We start from the raw sequence: 20,568 nt of genomic DNA on the forward strand, positions 1-20,568 counted from the left end.
TGAGGCGCAGCAGGAGCCGCCCTACTGTCGAGCTGCGGTCCCGGTCGGGAGCGTGGGACCGGCGGGAGGCCGGGCCCCGAGGAGGGAGGGGTCCGATGGCGATCCAGGTGTCGAACGGCGGTCCGGGCGGCAAGTCCGTGGGCGCCGCCACGATCGGGATCGTGGTGACCCTGCTGGTCTTCGTCGCGGTCTTCATCGGCTTCCTCATCGCACCGCTGCTGGTGCTCCTGCTGGCCTTCCTCGGCTGGTCGGCGGCCCGGGCGCGCGGCGAGCGCGGCAGCGGCCCCGGCTCCACCGGCTCCGCCGCGCACACCGACGACGAGGCCGCGGCGCACGGCTTCGGGACGGGCACCCGATGACCACCCAGGCGACCCGCGCCGCGCGGCTCAGCGACGGCGTCGACGCCGAGCTGGCCCGGTTGCTGCCCGAGGGGATCTGCCGCACCTTCCGGGTGCTGGCCTACGCCGTGGTCGACGGCCAGGTCCTGGTCGCCGCGACCGACCCCGAGGACCAGGTCACCGAGCACGTCGTCGCCGAGCGGGTCGACGCACCGGTGCTCCTGGTGCGCCACACCGCCAACGAGATCATGGCGGCGATCGACGCCGCCCACCCGCTGGTCGACGGCGATGCCGAGAGGGTCGAGAGCGCCGAGTCGCGACGGGCCCGGGTGCAGATGGCGCAGATGCTGACGCGCAGCGGCCTGGTCACCGGCGAGCAGCTGCAGCGCGCGATGGTCGAGTACTCACGCACCGGCGACCCGCTGGGCGACATCCTGGTCTCCCACGAGGCCATCGACGAGGACGTCCTGGTCGCCGCGCTCGCCGAGATCCACCAGATGCAGCGGGTCGGCCTCAGCGACTTCGAGCCCGACCCCGACCTCGCCCGTCGCCTGCCCGAGCCGCTGGCCCGGACCCTCCAGGTGGTCCCGGTCGCGGAGTCCGAGGGCGTCGTGCTGCTCGCGGTCGCCCGCCCGCTGCCCGCCCCCGCGCTGCGCGAGGTGGAGACGGCGCTGGGCCGGCCGGTGCGCCAGCTGCTGGCCAACCGCACCGACCTCGACCAGCTCCTGCAGCGCATCCACTCCGAGCACTACGCCGACGTCTCGACGCTGCACCTGATGGAGAACGCGCCCGAGTCCTCCGCGCACGTCGTCATCTCCTCGACCCAGAAGGCGGTGCTGGTCATCGCCCTGGTGGTCACGGTGCTGTGCGGGCTGCTGTGGCCGATGGGCACGCTCATCGCGCTGGTCGGGGCCGCCAGCCTGGTCTACCTGCTGGTCTCCGTCTACAAGTTCCGGCTGACGCTGCGGGCGCTGGGCACCCACCTCGAGACCGACATCACCGACGAGGAGATCGCCGCCATCGACGAGCGGCAGCTGCCCGTCTACACGATCCTCGTGCCCCTCTACAAGGAGGCCGCGATCGTCGGTCGGCTGGTGCGCGACATCAACGCCCTCGACTACCCCCGCACCCGCCTCGACGTGAAGCTGCTGTGCGAGGAGGACGACCTCGAGACCATCGAGACGATCCGCGGGATGCGCCTGCCCCCGCACTTCCACCTGGTCGTGGTCCCCGACGCCCAGCCCAAGACCAAGCCGAAGGCCTGCAACTACGGCCTCCAGCTGGCCACCGGCACCGTCTGCGTCATCTTCGACGCCGAGGACCGCCCCGACCCCGACCAGCTCAAGAAGGCCGTCACGGCCTTCGAGCGGGTGCCCGGCAACGTGGTGTGCGTCCAGGCCAAGCTCAACTACTTCAACCAGGACCAGAACATGCTCACCGCCTGGTTCGCCAACGAGTACTCGATGCACTTCGAGCTGGTGCTGCCGGCGATGGGCGCCTCGGAGTCCCCCATCCCGCTGGGCGGCACCTCCAACCACTTCCGAACCGACGTGCTGCGCGACCTCGGCGCCTGGGACCCCTTCAACGTCACCGAGGACGCCGACCTCGGCATCCGCCTGCACCGCGAGGGATACCGCACCGCGATGATCGACTCCACGACGCTGGAGGAGGCCAACTCGCAGGTGCCCAACTGGATCCGCCAGCGCAGCCGGTGGATCAAGGGCTACATGCAGACCTGGCTGGTGCACATGCGCAACCCGGTGGCGCTGCTGAGCCAGACCGGCCTGCGCGGCTTCCTGTCCTTCAACCTCACCATGGGCAGCGCCTTCGTGCTCCTGATGAACCCGGTCTTCTGGGGCCTGACCACGCTCTACGTCCTGACCCAGGCCGGCTTCATCCAGCAGCTCTTCCCGGGCCTGGTCTTCTACGCCGCCAGCGCGATGCTCTTCATCGGCAACTTCGTCTTCGTCTACCTCAACGTCGCCGGCAGCCTCCAGCGCGGCGAGTTCGGCATCACCCGCACCGCGCTGCTCTCGCCGCTCTACTGGGGCCTGATGAGCTGGGCGGCCTGGAAGGGCTTCATCCAGCTCTTCACCAACCCGTTCTACTGGGAGAAGACCGAGCACGGCCTCAACGAGCCGCCGGCGGGAGGGCACTGATGAGCCTCACCGTCGAGCCGGCCTCCCCCGGCGCCGCGGTGGTGACCCACCGCGAGCGCCTGTCGGGCATCGTGCAGTCGGTGGGCCGTCGCCCGGTCGACGTGCCGCGCCGCCCGTGGGAGAGCCTGCTGGTCTTCGCGCTGTTCTCGCTGGCCTACGCCTGGTTCGGCTACTGGCTGGTGGTCCAGCAGCACGTGGTCGGCTTCGAGAGCCTCGACCGGCTCAACCGGGCGCTGATGATCTGGCACAACGACCCGGCCAAGCTCTCCGCGCTCGGCTTCGACTACCCGCCGCTGGCCACCCTCCTGGTCTCCCCGCTCACGCTGGTGCCGGCGCTGGCCCGCTCCCTGGTGATCGTGCCGCTGACCTCCGCGTTCTTCGCCGCCTTCATGATGGTCGTCGTCAACACCATGCTGCGCCGCGCGACGGTGGCCGCGCCCCTGCGGGTCGCGGTGCTGGTCAGCCTCGGCGCCAACCCGCTGCTGGCGCTGTACGCCGCCGGCGGGGCGCGCCACATCATCTGGATGTGCTTCGTGGTCACGGCCCTGGGCGCGCTGTTCGCCTGGTACGTCACCGCCGACATCCGCTTCGTGATGATCGCCGGCCTGGCCTACTCGGTGGCCGCCCTCGCCGGCTACAGCAGCCTGCTGTGGTTCCTGGTCAGCGCGGTGCTCATCGGCGCCGTCCTGGCCCGGATGGGCGCCGACGGCACCGAGGTCGAGGGCACCACCATCGGCTTCGCGGCACCCACGGTCTACGTCATCGCGCTGTGGACCGTCTTCAACCTGCTGCTCCTGGGCAACCCGGTCGCCTGGATCACCTCCGCCAGCGACGCCTCCACCGCGCTCACCGAGAGCTTCACCTTCGTCGAGCTGGCCCGCTACACCGGCGAGCTGGTGCTCTTCGGCGCCCCCATCGCGATCGTGGTGCTGCCCGCCCTGGTCTTCGCCGGGCTGGCACGCGCCAACACCTTCGCGCTGTGGCTCGGGGTGCTGCTGGCGGTGGCGGTCCTCTCCCCCGGCTTCGCTGTGGTCCTGGGTCTCTCCGACTCGCCGATGGCGATGCGCAACGCGCTGCCCGTCCTGCTGCTGGCGTGCGTGGGGGCGATCTGGCTGGCCCGCTCGGCCGGCAGCGGCGCCACGCTCGTCAGCGCCCTGCTCGTCGTCGGCCTCGTGCTGAGCATCCCGTGGACGTTCCAGGCGATGAAGACCTACAAGTACCAGAACCTCGAGTCGGTCTTCGCCGCCGCGATCTCGACCCGCGCCAGCCAGGAGGGCGCCCGGACCCTGGGCGACCAGGTCGTGGGCGTGGTCGACGAGCAGGCGATGGCGGCCTTCATCCGCGACAACGTCCAGCGCACCGGCTCGATCCTCACCGACAACGCCCAGACCTACGCGGTGATGCTCTTCACCGGGCGGCCCGACCTGTTCTTCGACCGCGTCGACGCCTCCGACGGGCCGTGGCAGGAGGCGGCGGCCGACCCGGTCGCGCACGTCGACTACCTGCTGCTCTCCACCGGCGACGCCGACCTGCTCACCGAGCGCTACCCCGAGGCCGCCCAGGGCGAGGACGTCCAGCTGACCAGCGTCTACCGCACCGAGCGCTACACGCTGGTCGCGGTGCCGCCGGGCTTCCGCCCCGAGGCCACCGAGACCGCCGAGACCATCGAGACCATCGACACCACCGAGAGCCAGGCACCCTGATGGAGTCCAGCGCCCCGGTGACCCCGCCCCCGTCCCTCGACGACATCCTCGCTGCCGCCGGCAGCGCGCGGATCGGTCGCGTCGACTTCACCCACCGGCTCGTGCACGAGCCCCCGCCCGAGCCAGAACCCGCACCCGAGCCGGCACCCGAGCCCGAGGCCGTGACTGAGCCGGACCCCGAGCCCGAGCCCGTGGTTGAGCCGGAGCCCGAGCCCGAGCCCGACCCGGAGCCCGACCCGGAGCCGACGGGCCAGCTGCACGTCTCGCCCCCGCCGCCCGAGGGCCCCCTGGTGGTCCCCACCGACACGCTCGAGAGCGTGCTGGCCCACCTGCCCCGCCTCGCGCGGGCGCCGGAGGCCCCGACCGGCTCGGCCACCGAGGTCGACGTCGCCGAGGTCGCCCGGATCGCCGCCGAGCGCATCCGGGTGACCCGGGACGCCACCCTGACCCACCTGGTAGCGGTCGAGGAGGAGGTCGCGCGCCGGTGCGAGCTCATCACGGCGCAGGCCGAGCTCGACGCCGAGCTGATCCGGCTCCAGGCCCGCCGCGAGGCGCACGCCATCGTGGCCGCGGCCCGGGCGCGCACCGATGGGACGCCCCCCGGTGACGAGGGCGCCCGCCTGGCCGCCATCGCCGACGTGGTCGCCCGGCTCGGCTCCGACCTCGAGCTCGACGGCCCCACCCCTCCCGGAGGAGACCGATGAGCCCGACGCGCACCCGGTTGCCGGCCGCCCTGCTGGCCGCGGGACTGCTCGCCACGCTGGCTGCCTGCGGCGGCCCCGACAGCCCCGACGGCACCGGGGCGGGTCGCTCGCCCGACGGTGACGTCGTGGTCACCGCCGGTGCCACCTCGGGCCCGGCCACGGTCGTGGGTGCCGACGGAGGCGTGGTGGTCGCCGAGCGGCGCCACTTCAGCGCCGACTCGCCGTGGAACGAGCGGGTCGACGGGTCCCCCGTGGACCCTGCCTCCGACCGGTTGATGCGCCAGGTCCAGGTGCGCGAGGGCGTCGTCGAGGACGGCGGCTCCGTGCGGGTGCAGACCGAGACGATCACCGACCCGATCTACATCAACACCGAGGCCTGGACGGTGCCGGTGGTGGCCGGCGGCGAGCCGACCCCGGTGGTGTGCCGCCAGTCCCAGTGCGGCGACGGTGACGACGAGATCACCCTCGACATCCCGGCCGACATCGACCCCGACCCCCGCTACGACGGGTGGTTCACCGTCTTCGACACCACCGAGTCGGTCGCCTACGACCTGTGGCGGGCCCGGCGCGAGGACGACGGCTCCATCAGCTACCACTACATGAAGCGCTGGGACCTCGACGGCCCCGGCTTCAGCGCCCCGCAGCAGGTCAGCGCCCGGGGCTCGGGGCTGCCGCTCTTCGCCGGCCTGATCCGGCCCGGCGAGCTCGAGGCCGGGCTCATCGAGCACGCGCTGGCGATCAGCCTGCCCGGCCCGGCGCAGAACGTGTTCGTGCAGCCGGCCTCCTCCACCGACGGCAACGGTCTGGCCGACTCGCTGCCCGAGGGCGCCCGGATCCGTCTGCGTGCCGACGTGGTCCCCGAGCGGCCGCGCGACCCGGCGACGGGCAAGCTGATCAGGCTCACCGACCAGCAGCGCCGGATGGCCGACGCGATCGTGCTGGCGCTGCGCACCTACGGCGCCATCGTCGTGGACCGCGCCGAGGTGCCGACCCTCTACGCCCAGCGCGACGTGACCTCCGGCCTACTGGAGGGCAACGAGCTGCAGAGCCTGGACCTCACCGACTTCGAGGTCGTCGAGCTGGGTGAGCGCTACCGCTACCCGCCGGCCGCCGGCTCCGACGACTCGGGACTGGTGACGGCGCGTCCCTCGCGCGCCGCGACCGGCACCACCGAGGAGCAGCCATGAGCAGCCGCCCCGTCCGGCGCACCCGAGCAGCCGGTGCCGTGCTGGCGCTGGCCGCGCTGGCGCTCACCGCCTGCTCCGAGGAGCCGACCCAGGGCGCGACCGACGTCGTGGCCGACGCGCAGGCCCGCGACTACCGCGACGGCCAGGTCGAGGCGCAGCGCGTGCGCCAGGCCAACCGTGCGCTGCCCTCGCCCACCTCCGGCGTCGTCACCATCGACGGCGTCGACGGCACCCTGACCAGCGAGGAGGTGACCGCCTTCCAGCGCAGCGGTTCGTCGGTCGACGTCGAGGTCTCCCGGCGCGGCGAGGACGCCGCCTTCGCGTCGCTGTGCGACGGGGAGGTCGACGTGGTCGACTCCACCCGCGCCGTCGCGCCCGAGGAGCTCGAGGCCTGCCGCTCCGTGGGCCTCGACGTCGTGCAGCTCCAGGTCGCCTCCGACGCGGTCGTGGTCGCCATCAAGAACGAGACCGACGTGGGCGGCGACTGCCTGAGCACCCAGCAGGTCCGCGAGGTCTACCGGGCCGGCTCCCCCGTCGCGACGTGGTCGCAGCTGGGCGACGGCTACGACGACGTACCGCTCGAGGTGGCCGGCCCCAACCGAGAGAACAACGCCTTCCAGTTCTTCGGCCGCACCGTGCTCGACGCCCCCGACCCCTCCCTGATCAACCTGCGCTCCGACTACCGCACCTTCGACACCGACCAGGGCTCGCGGCTGTTCGTCGTGGGGCGCGAGCGCGACGAGGACCTCGCGCTGCAGCTGCGCGACCGCTCCCGCGAGCGCGACCTGGCCAAGAGCCGGCTCACGGAGCAGTGGCAGGTCGTCAACGACGCCAAGGCCGAGGTCGAGGTGGCCCACGCCGAGGTCGAGAAGGGGGTGCGCGACCAGCGTCCCGCGGACCAGCAGGCCGCCGACCGCCAGCGCGTGGTGCGCGCCGAGGAGGCGCTCGCCGCGGCCCGCAGCGAGATGTTCGTGCTGACCGACGAGAAGAACGCGGTGGTGGCGCGCTACGACGCCGCCGCCGCGGCGCGCGCCCGGGTGCAGCGCACCCGCGGGCACGTGGGCTACTTCCTGTTCAGCTACTACGAGCTCTTCGAGGACCAGCTGCGCCCCTTCGAGGTCACCGACCCCGACGGAGAGCGCAACTGCATCTTCCCCTCCCAGCGCACCATCACCAGCGGCGAGTACCCGCTGTCGCGCCGGATGCTGCTGACCACCACCACCCGCTCCCTGGACCGCCCGGAGGTCGCCGAGTTCCTCGAGCACTTCCTCGACCGCGCGGGTGACGCGGCCGTCGACGCCCAGCTGGTCGCGCTCTCCCAGGCCGAGATCGACCGCCAGCTCGACTGGGTCACCGGCCGCGAGGAGCCCGACCTCGTCACGCTGGAGGAGGCACCGCAGACCGAGCAGGCCGCACCGGCCACCCAGCCGGCGGAGCCGGCCCGGTGAGCCCCGCCCGCGGGGTCGCGGCCTGGGTGCTGGTGGCGCTCGTGGGCTCGCTGCTGCCCCCGACCACGGCGACCGGCGCGGAGCGTCCCGGCGCGGGCGGGGCGTCCGCGACGCCCGCCGAGCGGGTGGCGACCCGCCGCGTCGAGGACGCCACCCGCCGCAAGATCGTCCTGGACTGGAACGGTCCCGGCGGCCGCCAGGTGCGCTCCACCCCGGTCCCGGGCATCGGCACCCTCAAGCTGGTCTGCAAGCCGCGCAACACGATGGTCAAGCTGACCCCGTACGACCGCTCGGCCGAGACGCAGATGTGGCTGGCCAAGCACGAGGACAAGGCGGGCCCCGCGGTCGCGGTCAAGAACGTGCGCGTCTACCGCTGGGCCGACGCCGACGACGACGGCCGCGGCGGCACCGGTCGCAGCGCCCACGAGGGCCTCAACCAGGCCACCCCCGTCGAGAACTACTCCTCGGGCTTCATGCACGGCGTCGTCAGCCAGCGCCCCGGTCGCCACCAGCCGGCCGCGGGCGCGGCACGCACGCCGTCGACCTCGCTCGAGATCAACTGGTACTGGAACGGCTTCCACCACCCGCGCCAGTACCGGTCGTGCCGGATCGCCGCCACCCTCCAGACCGTCACCGACACCTCCATCGGCGTCGACTGGCACGGCGACGCCGACGGCCTCGCCGGCCCCAGCCGCCAGGTCACACCGCTCGACGGGCTCGGTGACCTCGAGCTGACCTGCTCCCCCGACGGCGGCGACGGCGGGCGCCAGGACGTGCTGCTGCGCACCGACGACCGGGAGGCGACGCTCTACTACGAGCGCATCGAGGGCGAGGGCGCCGTGGACGACCACGTCGAGACCGACACCCTCGAGCACGACCCCGTGCTGGGCGCGGTGCCGCCGGTGACGCTGCCCGAGAACGGCATGCTGCGGCTGTGGTGGACCGCCCACGGCCGCACCCGCCGCTTCGTGCTCTCCTCCTACTACGTCGTCAACGACGCCGAGCACCCGCACCTCAACCTCTGCGAGGTCGCGGCGGCCGAGTTCTGAGCCGACTGCGTCCACCCCCTGCGGCGGCCCGCAGCAGTCCCGGATCAGTGTGCGGCGCTGTCTCCCAGCTGCAGGGTGAAGGTGTCGAGGAGCGTGCTGCCGTCCTCGGCGTAGACGTTGAGTATCGGTCCGTGGGCCAGTGCCGCCCAGCGTTCCTGCCACTCGAGGGCCTGCGCGGGAGTAGCCGGAGACTGCTCGGCGGTGAGGGTGTAGCCCCGCAGGCCATGGTCGCCGCTCGTGGCCACCAGGTCGGGCTCGCGGGTGCCGGTGTCGGCGCCGTAGGTCTGACCGGCGTCGTTGCGGGGGTACCCCTCGGCCGGGTTCTTGCGCTTGCCGAGCGGTTCGCCGGGTCGGTGGACGACACCTCGGGTCAGGACCCCGACGCGGGTGCCGTCCGCGTCGCGGACGGGAACGGTCAAGGCACCGGTCGAGGACAGGTAGCCGGCCGCGGTGAGGTCGTCGACCAGGCGGTCACATGCAGGCCGGCTCGAGCAGTGGTAGTCGCTGTCGCTCATGTCCGCGACGGACACGTACCCCTGCGCGCCGTTGTCGGCGACGGCGGGGAAGGTGCCGGCCGGCGACGTCTCCCCGTCCCACCCCTCACTCATCCATCCACCGTCGCCCTCCGGCTCCGCGCCGAGGCTCGGGTCCAGCTTCTGGCTGGCTTCGGGCGCCACCGGGGTGGTGGCCTCCTGGTGCTGCCGGGGGCCCTCAGCGGGGTCCAGTGCCGTGTCGTCGAGGCTGGCCCCGACGAGGTACGCCGACGCGACCGTGGCCACACCGAGACCGGCGACAGCGGCTCCTAGGCAGATGCGTGTCCGGCGCCGGCGTCGACGGGACGCGGCGAGGACGAGGCCGACCGGTGGGGCGGCGACGGGGATGTCGTCTCCCGCGCGGGCGACCAGCTCGGTCAGGTCGTTGCTCATCGCTCTGCCTCCGTTCGCAGCGGGACCAGGCGGGGGTCGGCGGCCAGTGCTGTCATGGCCCTCGAGAGCCGGCTCTTGACCGTGCCCGGGGCGACGTCGAGGACGTCGGCCGTCTGCTGCTCCGAGAGGTCACAGAAGTGGCGCAGCACCACCACCTGCCGCTGAGCGAGCGGCAACCCAGCCAGCGCTTCGCGGACCCCGTGCGCGACAGACACGGACTCTGCGACGTCACCGCCCGCGGACAGCGTCGCTTGGAGATCGCGCTGGGTCGCTGGGTCGGTCGGCACTTCGCTGCGCCACCGACGGCGGCGGCTCGCCCGCATCCTGTTGATCAGGATGCGGTGCACGTACGCCGCGGAGTCCTGGGCGAGCTGCACGCGACCCCAACGACGGTGGCAGTCGACCAGCGCCGCCTGGGCGAGGTCCTCAGCAGCATGGAGGTCCGCGCCCATCAGCACCGCTGCACGCACCAGGCCCGCCCAGCGGGCGGCCATGAACGCCTCGAAGTCGGCGGTCTCGTCAGGCGTCACACAAGTAAAGATGCCCCAGCAGCGCCATTCGGTTCCATCGAGCCCCAGCGGCGGCAAGGGGGCAGCGGGGTGGTGTACCTCGACCGGCGTGAGCGCGTGCCTCGCTGGGCACCTGGGCCGGGGCAGAAAGTGTGGAGTCCCGGATCAACCTGGTTCATCGCAGGCTCCACACTCTCCCGCGCCCCTCGAAGACGGACGGGGTTCTCGGGGTTCCTGAGCTGTGGACCCCGTGGGTGGCCCGTGTTGCCGTCCGTTTGACGCTGCCTCTCTAGCGTTGTCCTGGACGTCGCGACGGGGGGTCGCGACCGGCGTCTCGGAGCGAGGGGGCACGACGATGTCGAAGCGACCGGACACCGGCGCACACGCGGGGCGACGCACCTCGACGGTCCAGCTGGCCGTGGTGCGCGACGACGCGACCACCCGGTCCCGCGACGAGGGCGCGTGCTCCGAGGGGCGCCGCCCGCTCGGGTGGCTCTTCCACGAGGGCCCCGGAGGTCGCCTCGACCCCCGCTCACAGACCTCCGACGCCCGGCGGCGCTAGTCGGGCGGCCCCCAGGTGGGCCGCACCGCCGACCTCGGCGACTCCTCCAGCGCCCGGGCGTCGCGGCGCGAGGGCGCCGTCCCGCCCAGGTGACGGGGGTACCACCGTGCCTGCTCCCCCGGTCGCGGTCGGTGCTCGGGCAGCCGCTGCAGGTCCTCGAGCAGGCCCGTGAGCCGCTCGCCCAGCTCAGCCGTGGTCGTGACCAGCTCGGCGGTCGGGGCCACGCGCAGCGGCGCGCCGAACCGTACGTCGACCGTGCGGCCACGGGCCAGGTCCGGGCGCGGCGAGGGCTCGTGCGCCTCGCGGCGCAGCGGCCAGAGCCGCTGGGTGCCCCACACCGCCACCGGCACCACCGGCACGTCCAGCTCGCGCGCCAGCGCCGCCACGCCGGGCATCAGCGCGCGCACCGTGTAGGAGTGCGAGACCCCGGCCTCGGGGAAGGCACCCACCGCCTCGCCCTCCCGCAGCAGCGCGCGGGCGCGCAGGTAGGCCGCCGCCGGCGCCCGCCGGTCGACCGGGACGTGGCGCATCGCGGTCATCGCGCGCCCGACCAGCGGTGCGTGCCACACGTCGTGCCGGGCCAGGAAGCGCACGTGGCGCCCGCGCGCGAGGGCGGCCTGGCCCACGAAGAGGAAGTCCGCGAAGGCCACGTGGTTGCTCGCCAGCAGCACCGGACCGTGCTCGGGCAGGTACTCCTCGCCCGACCAGCGGCTGGTGACCTGCAGCGCCCGGAGCGCCACCCGGCCCAGCCGGACGGTCGCGCCGTACGCCGCCTCGCCGCTCAGGAGAAGGGGGGTCGGGCGTCGAGGGCCAGCGAACGGCGCCCGGCCCAGCGCCACACCCGCGCGGACCTGTCACGGTCCTCGTCGGTGACCAGGTTGCCCATCCACCGCAGTGCCAGCGTCATCAGCCGGTCCGAGCGCATCCCGGCCGGCCCCAGCGTCGGCAGCAGCCGCGGCACCGTGACCAGGCCCGCGAGCCGCCGCGCGACGGAGAACGACTCCCCGTAGTGCGCCGAGAGCAGGGCCGGCCAGTCGGTGGCGAGCCGGTCGCGGTCGGGGTTGAGGTCGGCCATCAGCTCGGCGACCAGTCGACCGGTCTCGAGCCCGTAGTCGATGCCCTCGCCGTTGAGCGGGTTCACGCAGCCGGCGGCGTCGCCGACCAGCGCCCAGTTGGGCCCGGCGACGCCGGAGACGGCACCGCCCATGGGCAGCAGCGCCGACGTCGGCGCCCGCAGCTCGCCGCTGAGGCCGAAGCCCTCACGACGCTCGTCGGCGTAGAACTGCATGAGCGGCTTGACGGCGATGTTCGCCGGGCGCTTCGCGGTGGCCAGCGTGCCGACGCCGAGGTTCACCTCGCCGTTGCCGAGCGGGAAGATCCAGCCGTAGCCCGACAGGATCGCGCCGTCCTCGCCGCGCAGCTCCAGGTGCGAGCTGATCCACGGGTCGTCGGACTCGGTGGAGGCGACGTAGGAGCGACCCGCGACGCCGTAGACGGTGTCGCGGTGCCACTCGCGGCCCAGCACCTTGCCCAGCGGCGAGCGCACGCCGTCGGCGACCACCAGGCGCCGGCAGCCGATCTCGAACCGCTCCACGTCGTCGCGTCCGCCGGGTCCGCGACGCTCCACCACGACCGCGCGCACCCGGTCGCCCTCGCGCACGACGTCGACGGCCCGGACGCCGTCGAGCGCCTGGGCCCCGGCCTTGATGGCCGCGGTGCGCAGGTGGTCGTCGAGCTCGGTGCGCGGCACGGCGCTGCCCCACGAGGGCAGGTTCCCGCCGGGCCAGGGCAGCAGCAGGGTCTGGCCGAACCCGTGGGCGCGCAGCCCCTGGTTGACGGTGTGGGCGCGCAGCCAGTCCTCCAGCCCGAGCAGCGACAGCTCGTGCACCGCGCGCGGGGTCAGCCCGTCGCCGCAGGTCTTGTCGCGCGGGAAGACCGCAGCGTCGGTCAGCAGGACGTCGAGGCCGGCGCGTGCGGCCCAGGCGGCGGCCGCCGACCCGGCCGGTCCGGCACCGACGACGAGGACGTCGGTCTGGGTCGGGAGGCTCACGCCGTGATTCTCCCAGGTGGTCGGGCGCGCCCCAAGTCCACCCGTCCCGGGCTAGGTGTCCTGCTCCTCCACCGGCGGGTAGACCTGCCCGGTCGCGTCGTACTCGTCGCGGTCGGTGAACATGCCCTTCTCGGGGTCGAAGTCGCGCTCGGTGTTGTCGACCTCGGCCCCCTCGGGCCGGTTCTCGGCCGCCAGCCGCTCCGCCCGCTCACGCTCGACCTGCTCGACCTCGTCCTGGCCCGGCTGCTCGTCCACGTCGTCGCCTCCCGATAGGTGAGCACCCAGCGCACCACGCCGCGCCGGCCCGCGCAACGCCCCGACCGGGCGTCCCCGAAATGACCACAGCCCGCCCGGTGGGACCGGGCGGGCTGGGTGTCGAGCTGTGCTCAGGTGGAGATCAGCTCTGGTACGACCCGAAGTCGAAGTCGTCCAGGGCGACGGCCTGGCCGCCGGCGTTGCCGCCGAACTCGTAGTCGTAGGAGTCGTAACCGGTCACGGAGTACGCCGCGGCGCGGGCCTCCTCGGTCGGCTCCACCCGGATGCTGCGGTACCGCTCGAGGCCGGTGCCCGCCGGGATCAGCTTTCCGATGATCACGTTCTCCTTCAGGCCGCGCAGCGAGTCGCTGCGCCCGTGGATCGCCGCGTCGGTGAGCACCCGGGTGGTCTCCTGGAAGGAGGCCGCCGAGAGCCACGACTCGGTCGCCAGCGAGGCCTTGGTGATGCCCATGAGCACCGGGCGGCCCGAGGCCGGCTTGCCGCCCTCGGAGACCACGCGACGGTTCTCGGACTCGAAGATCACGCGGTCCACGAGGTCGGAGGGCAGCAGGTTGGTGTCGCCCGACTCGATCACGGTGATGCGACGCAGCATCTGGCGCACGATGATCTCGATGTGCTTGTCGTGGATCGACACGCCCTGCGAGCGGTAGACCTGCTGGACCTCGTCGACGAGGTGCTCCTGGGCACGGCGCACACCGAGGATCCGCAGGACGTCCTGCGGGTCGGGCGTGCCCGAGGTCAGGTGGTGGCCGACCTCGACGTGCTGGCCGTCCTCGACGTTGAGGCGCGAGCGCTTCGAGACCGGGTACTCCTGGACCTCGGAACCGTCGTCGGGGGTGACCAGGACCTTGCGGGCCTTGTCGGTGTCCTCGATCTCGATCCGACCGGCCGCCTCGACGATCGGCGTGCGGCCCTTGGGCGAGCGGGCCTCGAAGAGCTCGACCACGCGGGGCAGACCCTGCGTGATGTCGTCGGCCGAGGCCACACCACCGGTGTGGAAGGTACGCATGGTCAGCTGCGTGCCGGGCTCACCGATCGACTGGGCCGCGATGATGCCGACGGCCTCGCCGATGTCGACCAGCTTGCCGGTGGCCAGCGAGCGGCCGTAGCACTTGGCGCAGGTGCCGGTCTTGGCGTCGCAGGTCAGCACGGAGCGGACCTTGACCTCCTCGATGCCGGCGGCCACGAGCTCGTCGATCTTGACGTCGCCGAGGTCCTCGCCGGCCACGGCGAGGGTCTCGCCGCTCTCCGGGTGGGTGACCTCGGTGGCGGCCGCACGGGCGTACGCCGCGGTCTCGGCGTTCTCCGCCTTGACCACGGTGCCGTCCTCACGACGCTCACCGATCCGCTTGGGCAGGCCGCGCTCGGTGCCGCAGTCGTCCTCACGGATGATGACGTCCTGCGAGACGTCCACCAGGCGACGGGTCAGGTAGCCCGAGTCGGCGGTACGCAGCGCGGTGTCGGCCAGACCCTTGCGAGCACCGTGGGTGGAGATGAAGTACTCCAGGACCGAGAGGCCCTCACGGAAGTTCGCCTTGATCGGGCGCGGGATGATCTCGCCCTTCGGGTTGGCCACCAGGCCTCGCATGGCGCCGACCTGACGGATCTGGTTCATGTTTCCGGACGCACCCGAGGCGACCATCATGTGGATGGGGTTGGCGTGGTCGAACGCCTCCTCCATCGCGTCGCCGACCTTGCGGCTGGCGTCGGTCCAGATCTCGACGAGCTCCTGACGGCGCTCGTCGTCGGTCATCAGGCCCCGCTCGAAGTCCTTCTGGACCTTCGCGGCCTGCTTCTCGTACGGCGCCAGGATCTCCAGCTTGTCGGCCGGGGTCGTGACGTCGTCGATCGAGACGGTGACGCCCGAGAAGGTCGCCCAGCGGAAGCCGGCGTCCTTGAGCGCGTCGAGCGAGGCGGCGACCTCGACCTTGGTGTAGCGCTCGGCCAGGTCGTTGACGATCGCGCCGAGCTGCTTCTTGCCGACCTCGTAGTTCACGAACGGGTAGTCGGCCGGGAGCGTCTCGTTGAAGAGCGCGCGACCCAGGGTGGTCTCGACCGTGGTCGTCGTGGCGGCCGGGACGGGCTGCACGGGCAGGTCGGGGTCCACCATCGGCACCACGTCGTCGAGGCGGATCTTCACCTTCGACTGCAGGGTGATCTCCTGGCGGTCGAAGGCCATGATCGCCTCGGAGACGCTGGAGAACGCACGGCCCTCGCCGGGCTCGCCCTCACGGTCCGTGGTCAGCCAGAACAAGCCGATGATCATGTCCTGCGAGGGCATGGTCACCGGACGGCCGTCCGAGGGCTTGAGGATGTTGTTGGTCGACAGCATCAGGATCCGTGCCTCGGCCTGGGCCTCGGCCGACAGCGGCAGGTGCACCGCCATCTGGTCACCGTCGAAGTCGGCGTTGAACGCGCCGCACACGAGCGGGTGGATCTGGATGGCCTTGCCCTCGATCAGCTGCGGCTCGAAGGCCTGGATGCCCAGGCGGTGCAGGGTGGGTGCACGGTTCAGCAGCACCGGGTGCTCGGTGATGACCTCCTCGAGCACGTCCCACACGACCGGACGCGCACGCTCCACCATCCGCTTGGCGGACTTGATGTTCTGGGCGTGCGAGAGGTCGACGAGGCGCTTCATGACGAACGGCTTGAAGAGCTCGAGCGCCATCTGCTTGGGCAGACCGCACTGGTGCAGCTTCAGCTGCGGACCCGACACGATGACCGAACGGCCCGAGTAGTCCACGCGCTTGCCGAGCAGGTTCTGGCGGAAGCGACCCTGCTTGCCCTTGAGCATGTCGGAGAGCGACTTCAGCGGGCGGTTGCCCGGCCCGGTGACGGGGCGACCACGACGGCCGTTGTCGAACAGCGAGTCGACGGCCTCCTGGAGCATCCGCTTCTCGTTGTTGACGATGATCTCGGGCGCGCCGAGGTCGAGCAGCCGCTTGAGCCGGTTGTTGCGGTTGATCACGCGGCGGTACAGGTCGTTGAGGTCGGAGGTCGCGAAGCGACCACCGTCGAGCTGCACCATCGGACGCAGGTCCGGCGGGATGACCGGGACGGCGTCGAGGACCATGCCCCGCGGCTCGTTGCCGGTCTTGCGGAAGGCGTCGACGACCTTGAGGCGCTTGAGGGCGCGGACCTTCTTCTGGCCCTTGCCGTTGGCGATGGTGTCGCGCAGCGACTCCACCTCGGCGGGGATGTCGAAGTCCTCGAGGCGCTTCTGGATCGCCGCGGCGCCCATGTGGCCCTCGAAGTACTTGCCGAACCAGGCCTTCATCTCGCGGTAGAGCATCTCGTCGCCCATCAGGTCCTGGACCTTGAGGGACTTGAAGGTGTTCCACACCTCGTCGAGGCGGTCGATCTCGCGCTGCGCACGGTCGCGCAGCTGCTTCATCTCCCGCTCGGCACCGTCGCGCACCTTGCGGCGGGCGTCGGCCTTGGCGCCCTCGGCCTCGAGGGCCGCGAGGTCCTCCTCCAGCTTGCGGGTGCGGTCCTCCAGCGACTGGTCGCGACGCTTCTCGAGGCGCTCGCGCTCGAGGCCGACCTTGCCCTCGAGCGAGGACAGGTCGCGGTGGCGGGCGTCCTCGTCGACCGAGGTGATCATGTAGGCCGCGAAGTAGATGACCTTCTCGAGGTCCTTCGGGGCGAGGTCGAGCAGGTAGCCCAGACGGCTGGGGACGCCCTTGAAGTACCAGATGTGGGTGACCGGGGCGGCGAGCTCGATGTGGCCCATCCGCTCGCGACGCACCTTGGAACGGGTCACCTCGACGCCGCAGCGCTCGCAGATGATGCCCTTGAAGCGCACGCGCTTGTACTTGCCGCAGTAGCACTCCCAGTCCCGGGTGGGACCGAAGATCTTCTCGCAGAAGAGGCCGTCACGCTCCGGCTTGAGCGTGCGGTAGTTGATGGTTTCCGGCTTCTTGACCTCGCCGTGGCTCCACGTGCGGATCTCGTCCGCGGTGGCCAGACCGATCTGAAGCTGGTCGAAGAAGTTAACGTCGAGCACCTTGGCTGCAACCCTTCATTGGTTCTTGAAAAAAGTCAGACGTGGGGGGCGGGAGCGGTGGCCGGCGCGACGTGCGCGCCGGCCACCGTGCTCACACCTCTTCGACCGAGCTCGGCTCGCGACGCGACAGGTCGATGCCGAGCTCCTCGGCGGCGCGGAAGACGTCCTCCTCCGCGTCTCGCAGCTCGATGCTGGTGCCGTCCTGGGAGAGGACCTCCACGTTCAGGCACAGCGACTGCATCTCCTTGACGAGCACCTTGAACGACTCGGGGATGCCCGAGTCGGGGATGTTCTCGCCCTTGACGATCGCCTCGTAGACCTTGACGCGACCCGGCACGTCGTCGGACTTGATCGTCAGCAGCTCCTGCAGGGCGTAGGCGGCGCCGTACGCCTCCATCGCCCAGACCTCCATCTCACCGAAGCGCTGGCCACCGAACTGGGCCTTACCGCCGAGCGGCTGCTGGGTGATCATCGAGTAGGGGCCGGTGCTGCGCGCGTGGATCTTGTCGTCCACGAGGTGGTGCAGCTTGAGGATGTACATGTAGCCGACCGAGACCGGGTCCGGGAAGGGCTCGCCCGAGCGGCCGTCGAACAGGTCGGCCTTGCCGGTGCCGTCGATCATCCGCACGCCGTCGCGGTTGGGGATCGTCGAGCCGAGCAGCCCGGTGATCTCGTCCTCGCGCGCACCGTCGAAGACCGGGGTGGCCACCTTGGTGTTGGGCTCGGCCTTGTCGACGTGGATCTTCATCAGACGCTGCTTCCAGTCCGCGTCCGAGGTGTCGTCGGCGAGGTCCAGGTCCCAGCCCTGCTTGGCCAGCCAGCCCAGGTGGAGCTCGAGGATCTGGCCGATGTTCATCCGTCGCGGCACACCCAGCGGGTTGAGCACCACGTCGACCGGGGTGCCGTCCTCCATGAACGGCATGTCCTCGATCGGCAGGATCTTGGCGATGACGCCCTTGTTGCCGTGGCGACCGGCGAGCTTGTCGCCCACCGAGATCTTGCGCTTCTGCGCCACGTAGACGCGGACCAGCTGGTTGACGCCCGGGGGCAGCTCGTCGCCGTCCTCGCGGTCGAAGACGCGCACGCCGATGACGGTGCCCGACTCGCCGTGGGGGACCTTCATCGAGGTGTCGCGCACCTCGCGCGCCTTCTCGCCGAAGATCGCGCGCAGCAGGCGCTCCTCGGGGGTCAGCTCGGTCTCGCCCTTGGGCGTGACCTTGCCGACGAGGATGTCGCCGGTCACGACCTCGGCACCGATGCGGATGATGCCGCGCTCGTCGAGGTCGGCCAGACCCTCCTCGGAGATGTTCGGGATGTCCCGGGTGATCTCCTCGGGGCCCAGCTTGGTGTCGCGGGCGTCGACCTCGTGCTCCTCGATGTGGATCGAGGTGAGGACGTCCTCCTGCACCAGGCGCTGGGAGAGGATGATCGCGTCCTCGTAGTTGTGGCCCTGCCAGGGCATGAAGGCGACGAGCAGGTTGGTGCCCAGCGCCATCTCGGCCTCGTCGGTGCAGGGGCCGTCGGCGATCGGGCTGCCGACCTCGAGGCGGTCACCCTCCGAGACCAGGGGGCGCTGGTTGATGCAGGTGCCCTGGTTGGACCGGCGGAACTTCGCCAGCTTGTAGGAGGAGTAGCTGCCGTCGTCGTTCATGGTCTCGACCAGGTCGGCCGAGACGTCCTTGACGACACCGGCCTTCTCGGCCACGACCACGTCGCCGGCGTCGACCGCGGCGCGGTACTCGATGCCGGTGCCGACCAGCGGGCTGTCGCTCTTGATGAGCGGGACGGCCTGGCGCTGCATGTTGGCGCCCATGAGCGCGCGGTTGGCGTCGTCGTGCTCGAGGAACGGGATCAGCGCGGTGGCGACCGAGACCATCTGGCGCGGCGAGACGTCCATGTAGTCGATCTCGCCGGCCAGGATCTCGGAGACCTCGCCGTCGCGCTGGCGCACCAGCACGCGCTCGTTGACGAAGCGCAGGTCGTCGTCGAGCTGGGCGTTGGCCTGCGCGATGACGTAGCGGTCCTCGTCGTCGGCCGTCAGGTAGTCGATCTGGTCGGTGACCTGACCCTCGACGACCTTGCGGTAGGGGGTCTCCACGAAGCCGAACGGGTTGATCCGCCCGTAGGAGGCCAGCGAACCGATCAGGCCGATGTTCGGGCCCTCAGGGGTCTCGATGGGGCACATGCGGCCGTAGTGCGACGGGTGGACGTCGCGGACCTCCATGCCGGCGCGGTCGCGGGACAGACCGCCGGGACCCAGCGCGGAGAGACGACGCTTGTGCGTCAGGCCCGCGATCGGGTTGGTCTGGTCCATGAACTGGCTCAGCTGCGAGGTGCCGAAGAACTCCTTCAGCGCCGCGACGACCGGGCGGATGTTGATCAGCGACTGCGGCGTGATCGCCTCGACGTCCTGGGTGGTCATCCGCTCGCGGACCACGCGCTCCATGCGCGCCAGCCCGGTGCGCAGCTGGTTCTGGATCAGCTCGCCCACCGTGCGCATGCGACGGTTGCCGAAGTGGTCGATGTCGTCGGCGGCGATGTCGAGCGGACCCGCGGGCGCCTCGACCTCCTCGCGACCGTCGTGCAGGGCCACGATGTAGCGGATCGCGGCGACGACGTCGTCGACGGTCAGCGTCTGCTGGTCGAAGGCCTCGGTCAGGCCGAGCTTCTTGTTGATCTTGTAGCGACCGACCTTGGCCAGGTCGTAGCGCTTGGGGTTGAAGTAGTAGTTGTTCAGCAGGGTCTGGGCGGCCTCCTCCGTGGGGGGCTCGCCCGGACGCAGCTTGCGGTAGATGTCGAGCAGCGCGTCCTTCTGCGTCTCGGTGTGGTCCTTCTCCAGCGTGAGCATCATCGACTCGTACTGGCCGAACTCCTCGCGGATCTGCTCGTTGGTCCAGCCGAGGGCCTTGAGCAGCACCGTGACGTTCTGCTTGCGCTTGCGGTCGAGGCGCACACCGACGAGGTCGCGCTTGTCGATCTCGAACTCCAGCCACGCGCCGCGGCTGGGGATGAGCTTGGCGGTGTAGATGTCCTTGTCGGACGTCTTGTCCGCGGAGCGCTCGAAGTAGACGCCCGGGCTGCGGACCAGCTGGGAGACCACGACGCGCTCGGTGCCGTTGATGACGAACGTGCCCTTGGGGGTCATGAGCGGGAAGTCGCCCATGAAGACCGTCTGGCCCTTGATCTCACCGGTGTCGTTGTTGGTGAACTCCGCCGAGACGTAGAGAGGGGCGGAGTAGGTGAAGTCCTTCTCCTTGCACTCGTCCACGGTGTACTTGGGGTCGTAGAAGACCGGGTTCTCGAACGAGAGCGACATGGTCTCGCTGAAGTCCTCGATCGGCGAGATCTCCTCGAAGATCTCGGTCAGACCGGACTTCTCCGAGACGTCGTCGCCGTTGGCACGGCGACGCTCGACCTCGGCGGTCCACTTGTCGTTGCCGACCAGCCAGTCGAAGCTGTCGGTCTGGAGGGAGAGGAGCTGGGGAACCTCGAGAGGTTCGGCGATCTTCGCGAACGAGATGCGGCGGGTTGCACGAGAAACGGCGGATGCGGAGCGCGCGGCCAAGAGTGAGTCCTTCGACGGGTCTGCTCATCGATGGCGCCAGTCCACCACCACACAGCCACCGGGCAGGCTTGAGGGCATTTGAGGGC

General features: G+C 71.3%; 15 protein-coding genes. 8 read left to right on the top strand and 7 right to left on the bottom strand.

The annotated features are described in order from the left end of the window. The first annotated feature begins 95 nt into the window (after positions 1 to 95). Genes OCU29_RS08710 through OCU29_RS08740 form a run of 7 tightly spaced genes read left to right on the top strand, consistent with a single transcriptional unit; the run spans position 96 to position 8,588 of the window. A complete protein-coding gene (locus tag OCU29_RS08710; RefSeq protein ID WP_261819609.1) occupies positions 96 to 359 on the top strand; it encodes a hypothetical protein in 264 nt (87 codons plus the stop codon). Beyond that, the gene (locus OCU29_RS08715; protein ID WP_261819610.1) at positions 356 to 2,497 is read left to right on the top strand and encodes a glycosyltransferase; all 2,142 of its coding nucleotides are present in this window, start codon (positions 356 to 358) and stop codon (positions 2,495 to 2,497) included. Before OCU29_RS08710 ends, OCU29_RS08715 begins: the two co-directional genes overlap by 4 nt. Then, positions 2,497 to 4,200 carry a hypothetical protein gene (locus OCU29_RS08720; protein ID WP_261819611.1) on the top strand — a complete coding sequence of 568 codons (1,704 nt, stop codon included), beginning with the start codon at positions 2,497 to 2,499 and terminating at the stop codon, positions 4,198 to 4,200. Before OCU29_RS08715 ends, OCU29_RS08720 begins: the two co-directional genes overlap by 1 nt. Next, positions 4,200 to 4,904 carry a hypothetical protein gene (locus tag OCU29_RS08725; protein WP_261819612.1) on the top strand — a complete coding sequence of 235 codons (705 nt, stop codon included), beginning with the start codon at positions 4,200 to 4,202 and terminating at the stop codon, positions 4,902 to 4,904. The genes OCU29_RS08720 and OCU29_RS08725 overlap by 1 nt, the downstream gene beginning before the upstream one ends. Further along, entirely contained in the window at positions 4,901 to 6,091 is a 1,191-nt protein-coding gene (locus OCU29_RS08730; RefSeq protein ID WP_261819613.1) for a hypothetical protein, read from the top strand. Before OCU29_RS08725 ends, OCU29_RS08730 begins: the two co-directional genes overlap by 4 nt. Beyond that, positions 6,088 to 7,539 carry a PstS family phosphate ABC transporter substrate-binding protein gene (locus tag OCU29_RS08735; RefSeq protein WP_261819614.1) on the top strand — a complete coding sequence of 484 codons (1,452 nt, stop codon included), beginning with the start codon at positions 6,088 to 6,090 and terminating at the stop codon, positions 7,537 to 7,539. The genes OCU29_RS08730 and OCU29_RS08735 overlap by 4 nt, the downstream gene beginning before the upstream one ends. Next, positions 7,536 to 8,588 carry a hypothetical protein gene (locus tag OCU29_RS08740; RefSeq protein ID WP_261819615.1) on the top strand — a complete coding sequence of 351 codons (1,053 nt, stop codon included), beginning with the start codon at positions 7,536 to 7,538 and terminating at the stop codon, positions 8,586 to 8,588. The genes OCU29_RS08735 and OCU29_RS08740 overlap by 4 nt, the downstream gene beginning before the upstream one ends. Positions 8,589 to 8,632: 44 nt before the next feature. On the opposite strand, the gene OCU29_RS08745 is transcribed toward OCU29_RS08740, so the two are convergent. Together OCU29_RS08745 and OCU29_RS08750 are read right to left on the bottom strand one after the other, a co-directional pair. Next, on the bottom strand, positions 8,633 to 9,514 hold the full coding sequence (locus OCU29_RS08745; RefSeq protein ID WP_261819616.1) for a hypothetical protein: 882 nt from the start codon (positions 9,512 to 9,514) through the stop codon (positions 8,633 to 8,635). Further along, the gene (locus OCU29_RS08750) at positions 9,511 to 10,044 is read right to left on the bottom strand and encodes a SigE family RNA polymerase sigma factor (RefSeq protein ID WP_261819617.1); all 534 of its coding nucleotides are present in this window, start codon (positions 10,042 to 10,044) and stop codon (positions 9,511 to 9,513) included. The genes OCU29_RS08745 and OCU29_RS08750 overlap by 4 nt, the downstream gene beginning before the upstream one ends. Before the next feature lie 334 nt (positions 10,045 to 10,378). Between OCU29_RS08750 and OCU29_RS08755 the strand changes: the two genes are divergently transcribed. Beyond that, complete coding sequence (locus tag OCU29_RS08755; protein WP_261819618.1) at positions 10,379 to 10,585, top strand: hypothetical protein; 207 nt, start codon at positions 10,379 to 10,381, stop codon at positions 10,583 to 10,585. On the opposite strand, the gene OCU29_RS08760 is transcribed toward OCU29_RS08755, so the two are convergent. From OCU29_RS08760 to rpoB, 5 genes are all read right to left on the bottom strand, one after another. Beyond that, positions 10,582 to 11,325, bottom strand: coding sequence for a 1-acyl-sn-glycerol-3-phosphate acyltransferase (locus tag OCU29_RS08760; RefSeq protein WP_261819619.1), 744 nt, complete (start codon positions 11,323 to 11,325; stop codon positions 10,582 to 10,584). The genes OCU29_RS08755 and OCU29_RS08760 overlap by 4 nt on opposite strands. Before the next feature lie 41 nt (positions 11,326 to 11,366). Further along, on the bottom strand, positions 11,367 to 12,635 hold the full coding sequence (locus tag OCU29_RS08765; RefSeq protein ID WP_261819620.1) for a geranylgeranyl reductase family protein: 1,269 nt from the start codon (positions 12,633 to 12,635) through the stop codon (positions 11,367 to 11,369). A gap of 51 nt (positions 12,636 to 12,686) precedes the next feature. Continuing rightward, positions 12,687 to 12,890 carry a hypothetical protein gene (locus OCU29_RS08770; RefSeq protein WP_261819621.1) on the bottom strand — a complete coding sequence of 68 codons (204 nt, stop codon included), beginning with the start codon at positions 12,888 to 12,890 and terminating at the stop codon, positions 12,687 to 12,689. Positions 12,891 to 13,032: 142 nt separating this feature from the next. Next, positions 13,033 to 16,917, bottom strand: coding sequence for a DNA-directed RNA polymerase subunit beta' (locus tag OCU29_RS08775; protein ID WP_261819622.1), 3,885 nt, complete (start codon positions 16,915 to 16,917; stop codon positions 13,033 to 13,035). 91 nt (positions 16,918 to 17,008) lie between these two features. Further along, positions 17,009 to 20,482, bottom strand: a complete 3,474-nt coding sequence (gene rpoB, locus OCU29_RS08780; RefSeq protein WP_179614382.1) for a DNA-directed RNA polymerase subunit beta — start codon at positions 20,480 to 20,482, stop codon at positions 17,009 to 17,011. Between the last annotated feature and the right edge of the window lie 86 nt (positions 20,483 to 20,568).

The organism is Nocardioides sp. OK12, assembly GCF_024341885.1.
In the GTDB taxonomy this organism is placed as follows: domain Bacteria; phylum Actinomycetota; class Actinomycetes; order Propionibacteriales; family Nocardioidaceae; genus Nocardioides; species Nocardioides marinisabuli.

Excerpts from the sequence above, each read along its gene's own strand:
- OCU29_RS08720 (WP_261819611.1), top strand. The coding sequence starts at position 2,497 with ATGAGCCTCACCGTCGAGCCGGCCTCCCCCGGCGCCGCGGTGGTGACC.
- OCU29_RS08745 (WP_261819616.1), bottom strand. The coding sequence starts at position 9,514 with ATGAGCAACGACCTGACCGAGCTGGTCGCCCGCGCGGGAGACGACATC.
- OCU29_RS08715 (WP_261819610.1), top strand. The coding sequence starts at position 356 with ATGACCACCCAGGCGACCCGCGCCGCGCGGCTCAGCGACGGCGTCGAC.
- OCU29_RS08755 (WP_261819618.1), top strand. The coding sequence starts at position 10,379 with ATGTCGAAGCGACCGGACACCGGCGCACACGCGGGGCGACGCACCTCG.
- OCU29_RS08735 (WP_261819614.1), top strand. The coding sequence starts at position 6,088 with ATGAGCAGCCGCCCCGTCCGGCGCACCCGAGCAGCCGGTGCCGTGCTG.
- OCU29_RS08725 (WP_261819612.1), top strand. The coding sequence starts at position 4,200 with ATGGAGTCCAGCGCCCCGGTGACCCCGCCCCCGTCCCTCGACGACATC.
- OCU29_RS08730 (WP_261819613.1), top strand. The coding sequence starts at position 4,901 with ATGAGCCCGACGCGCACCCGGTTGCCGGCCGCCCTGCTGGCCGCGGGA.
- OCU29_RS08710 (WP_261819609.1), top strand. The coding sequence starts at position 96 with ATGGCGATCCAGGTGTCGAACGGCGGTCCGGGCGGCAAGTCCGTGGGC.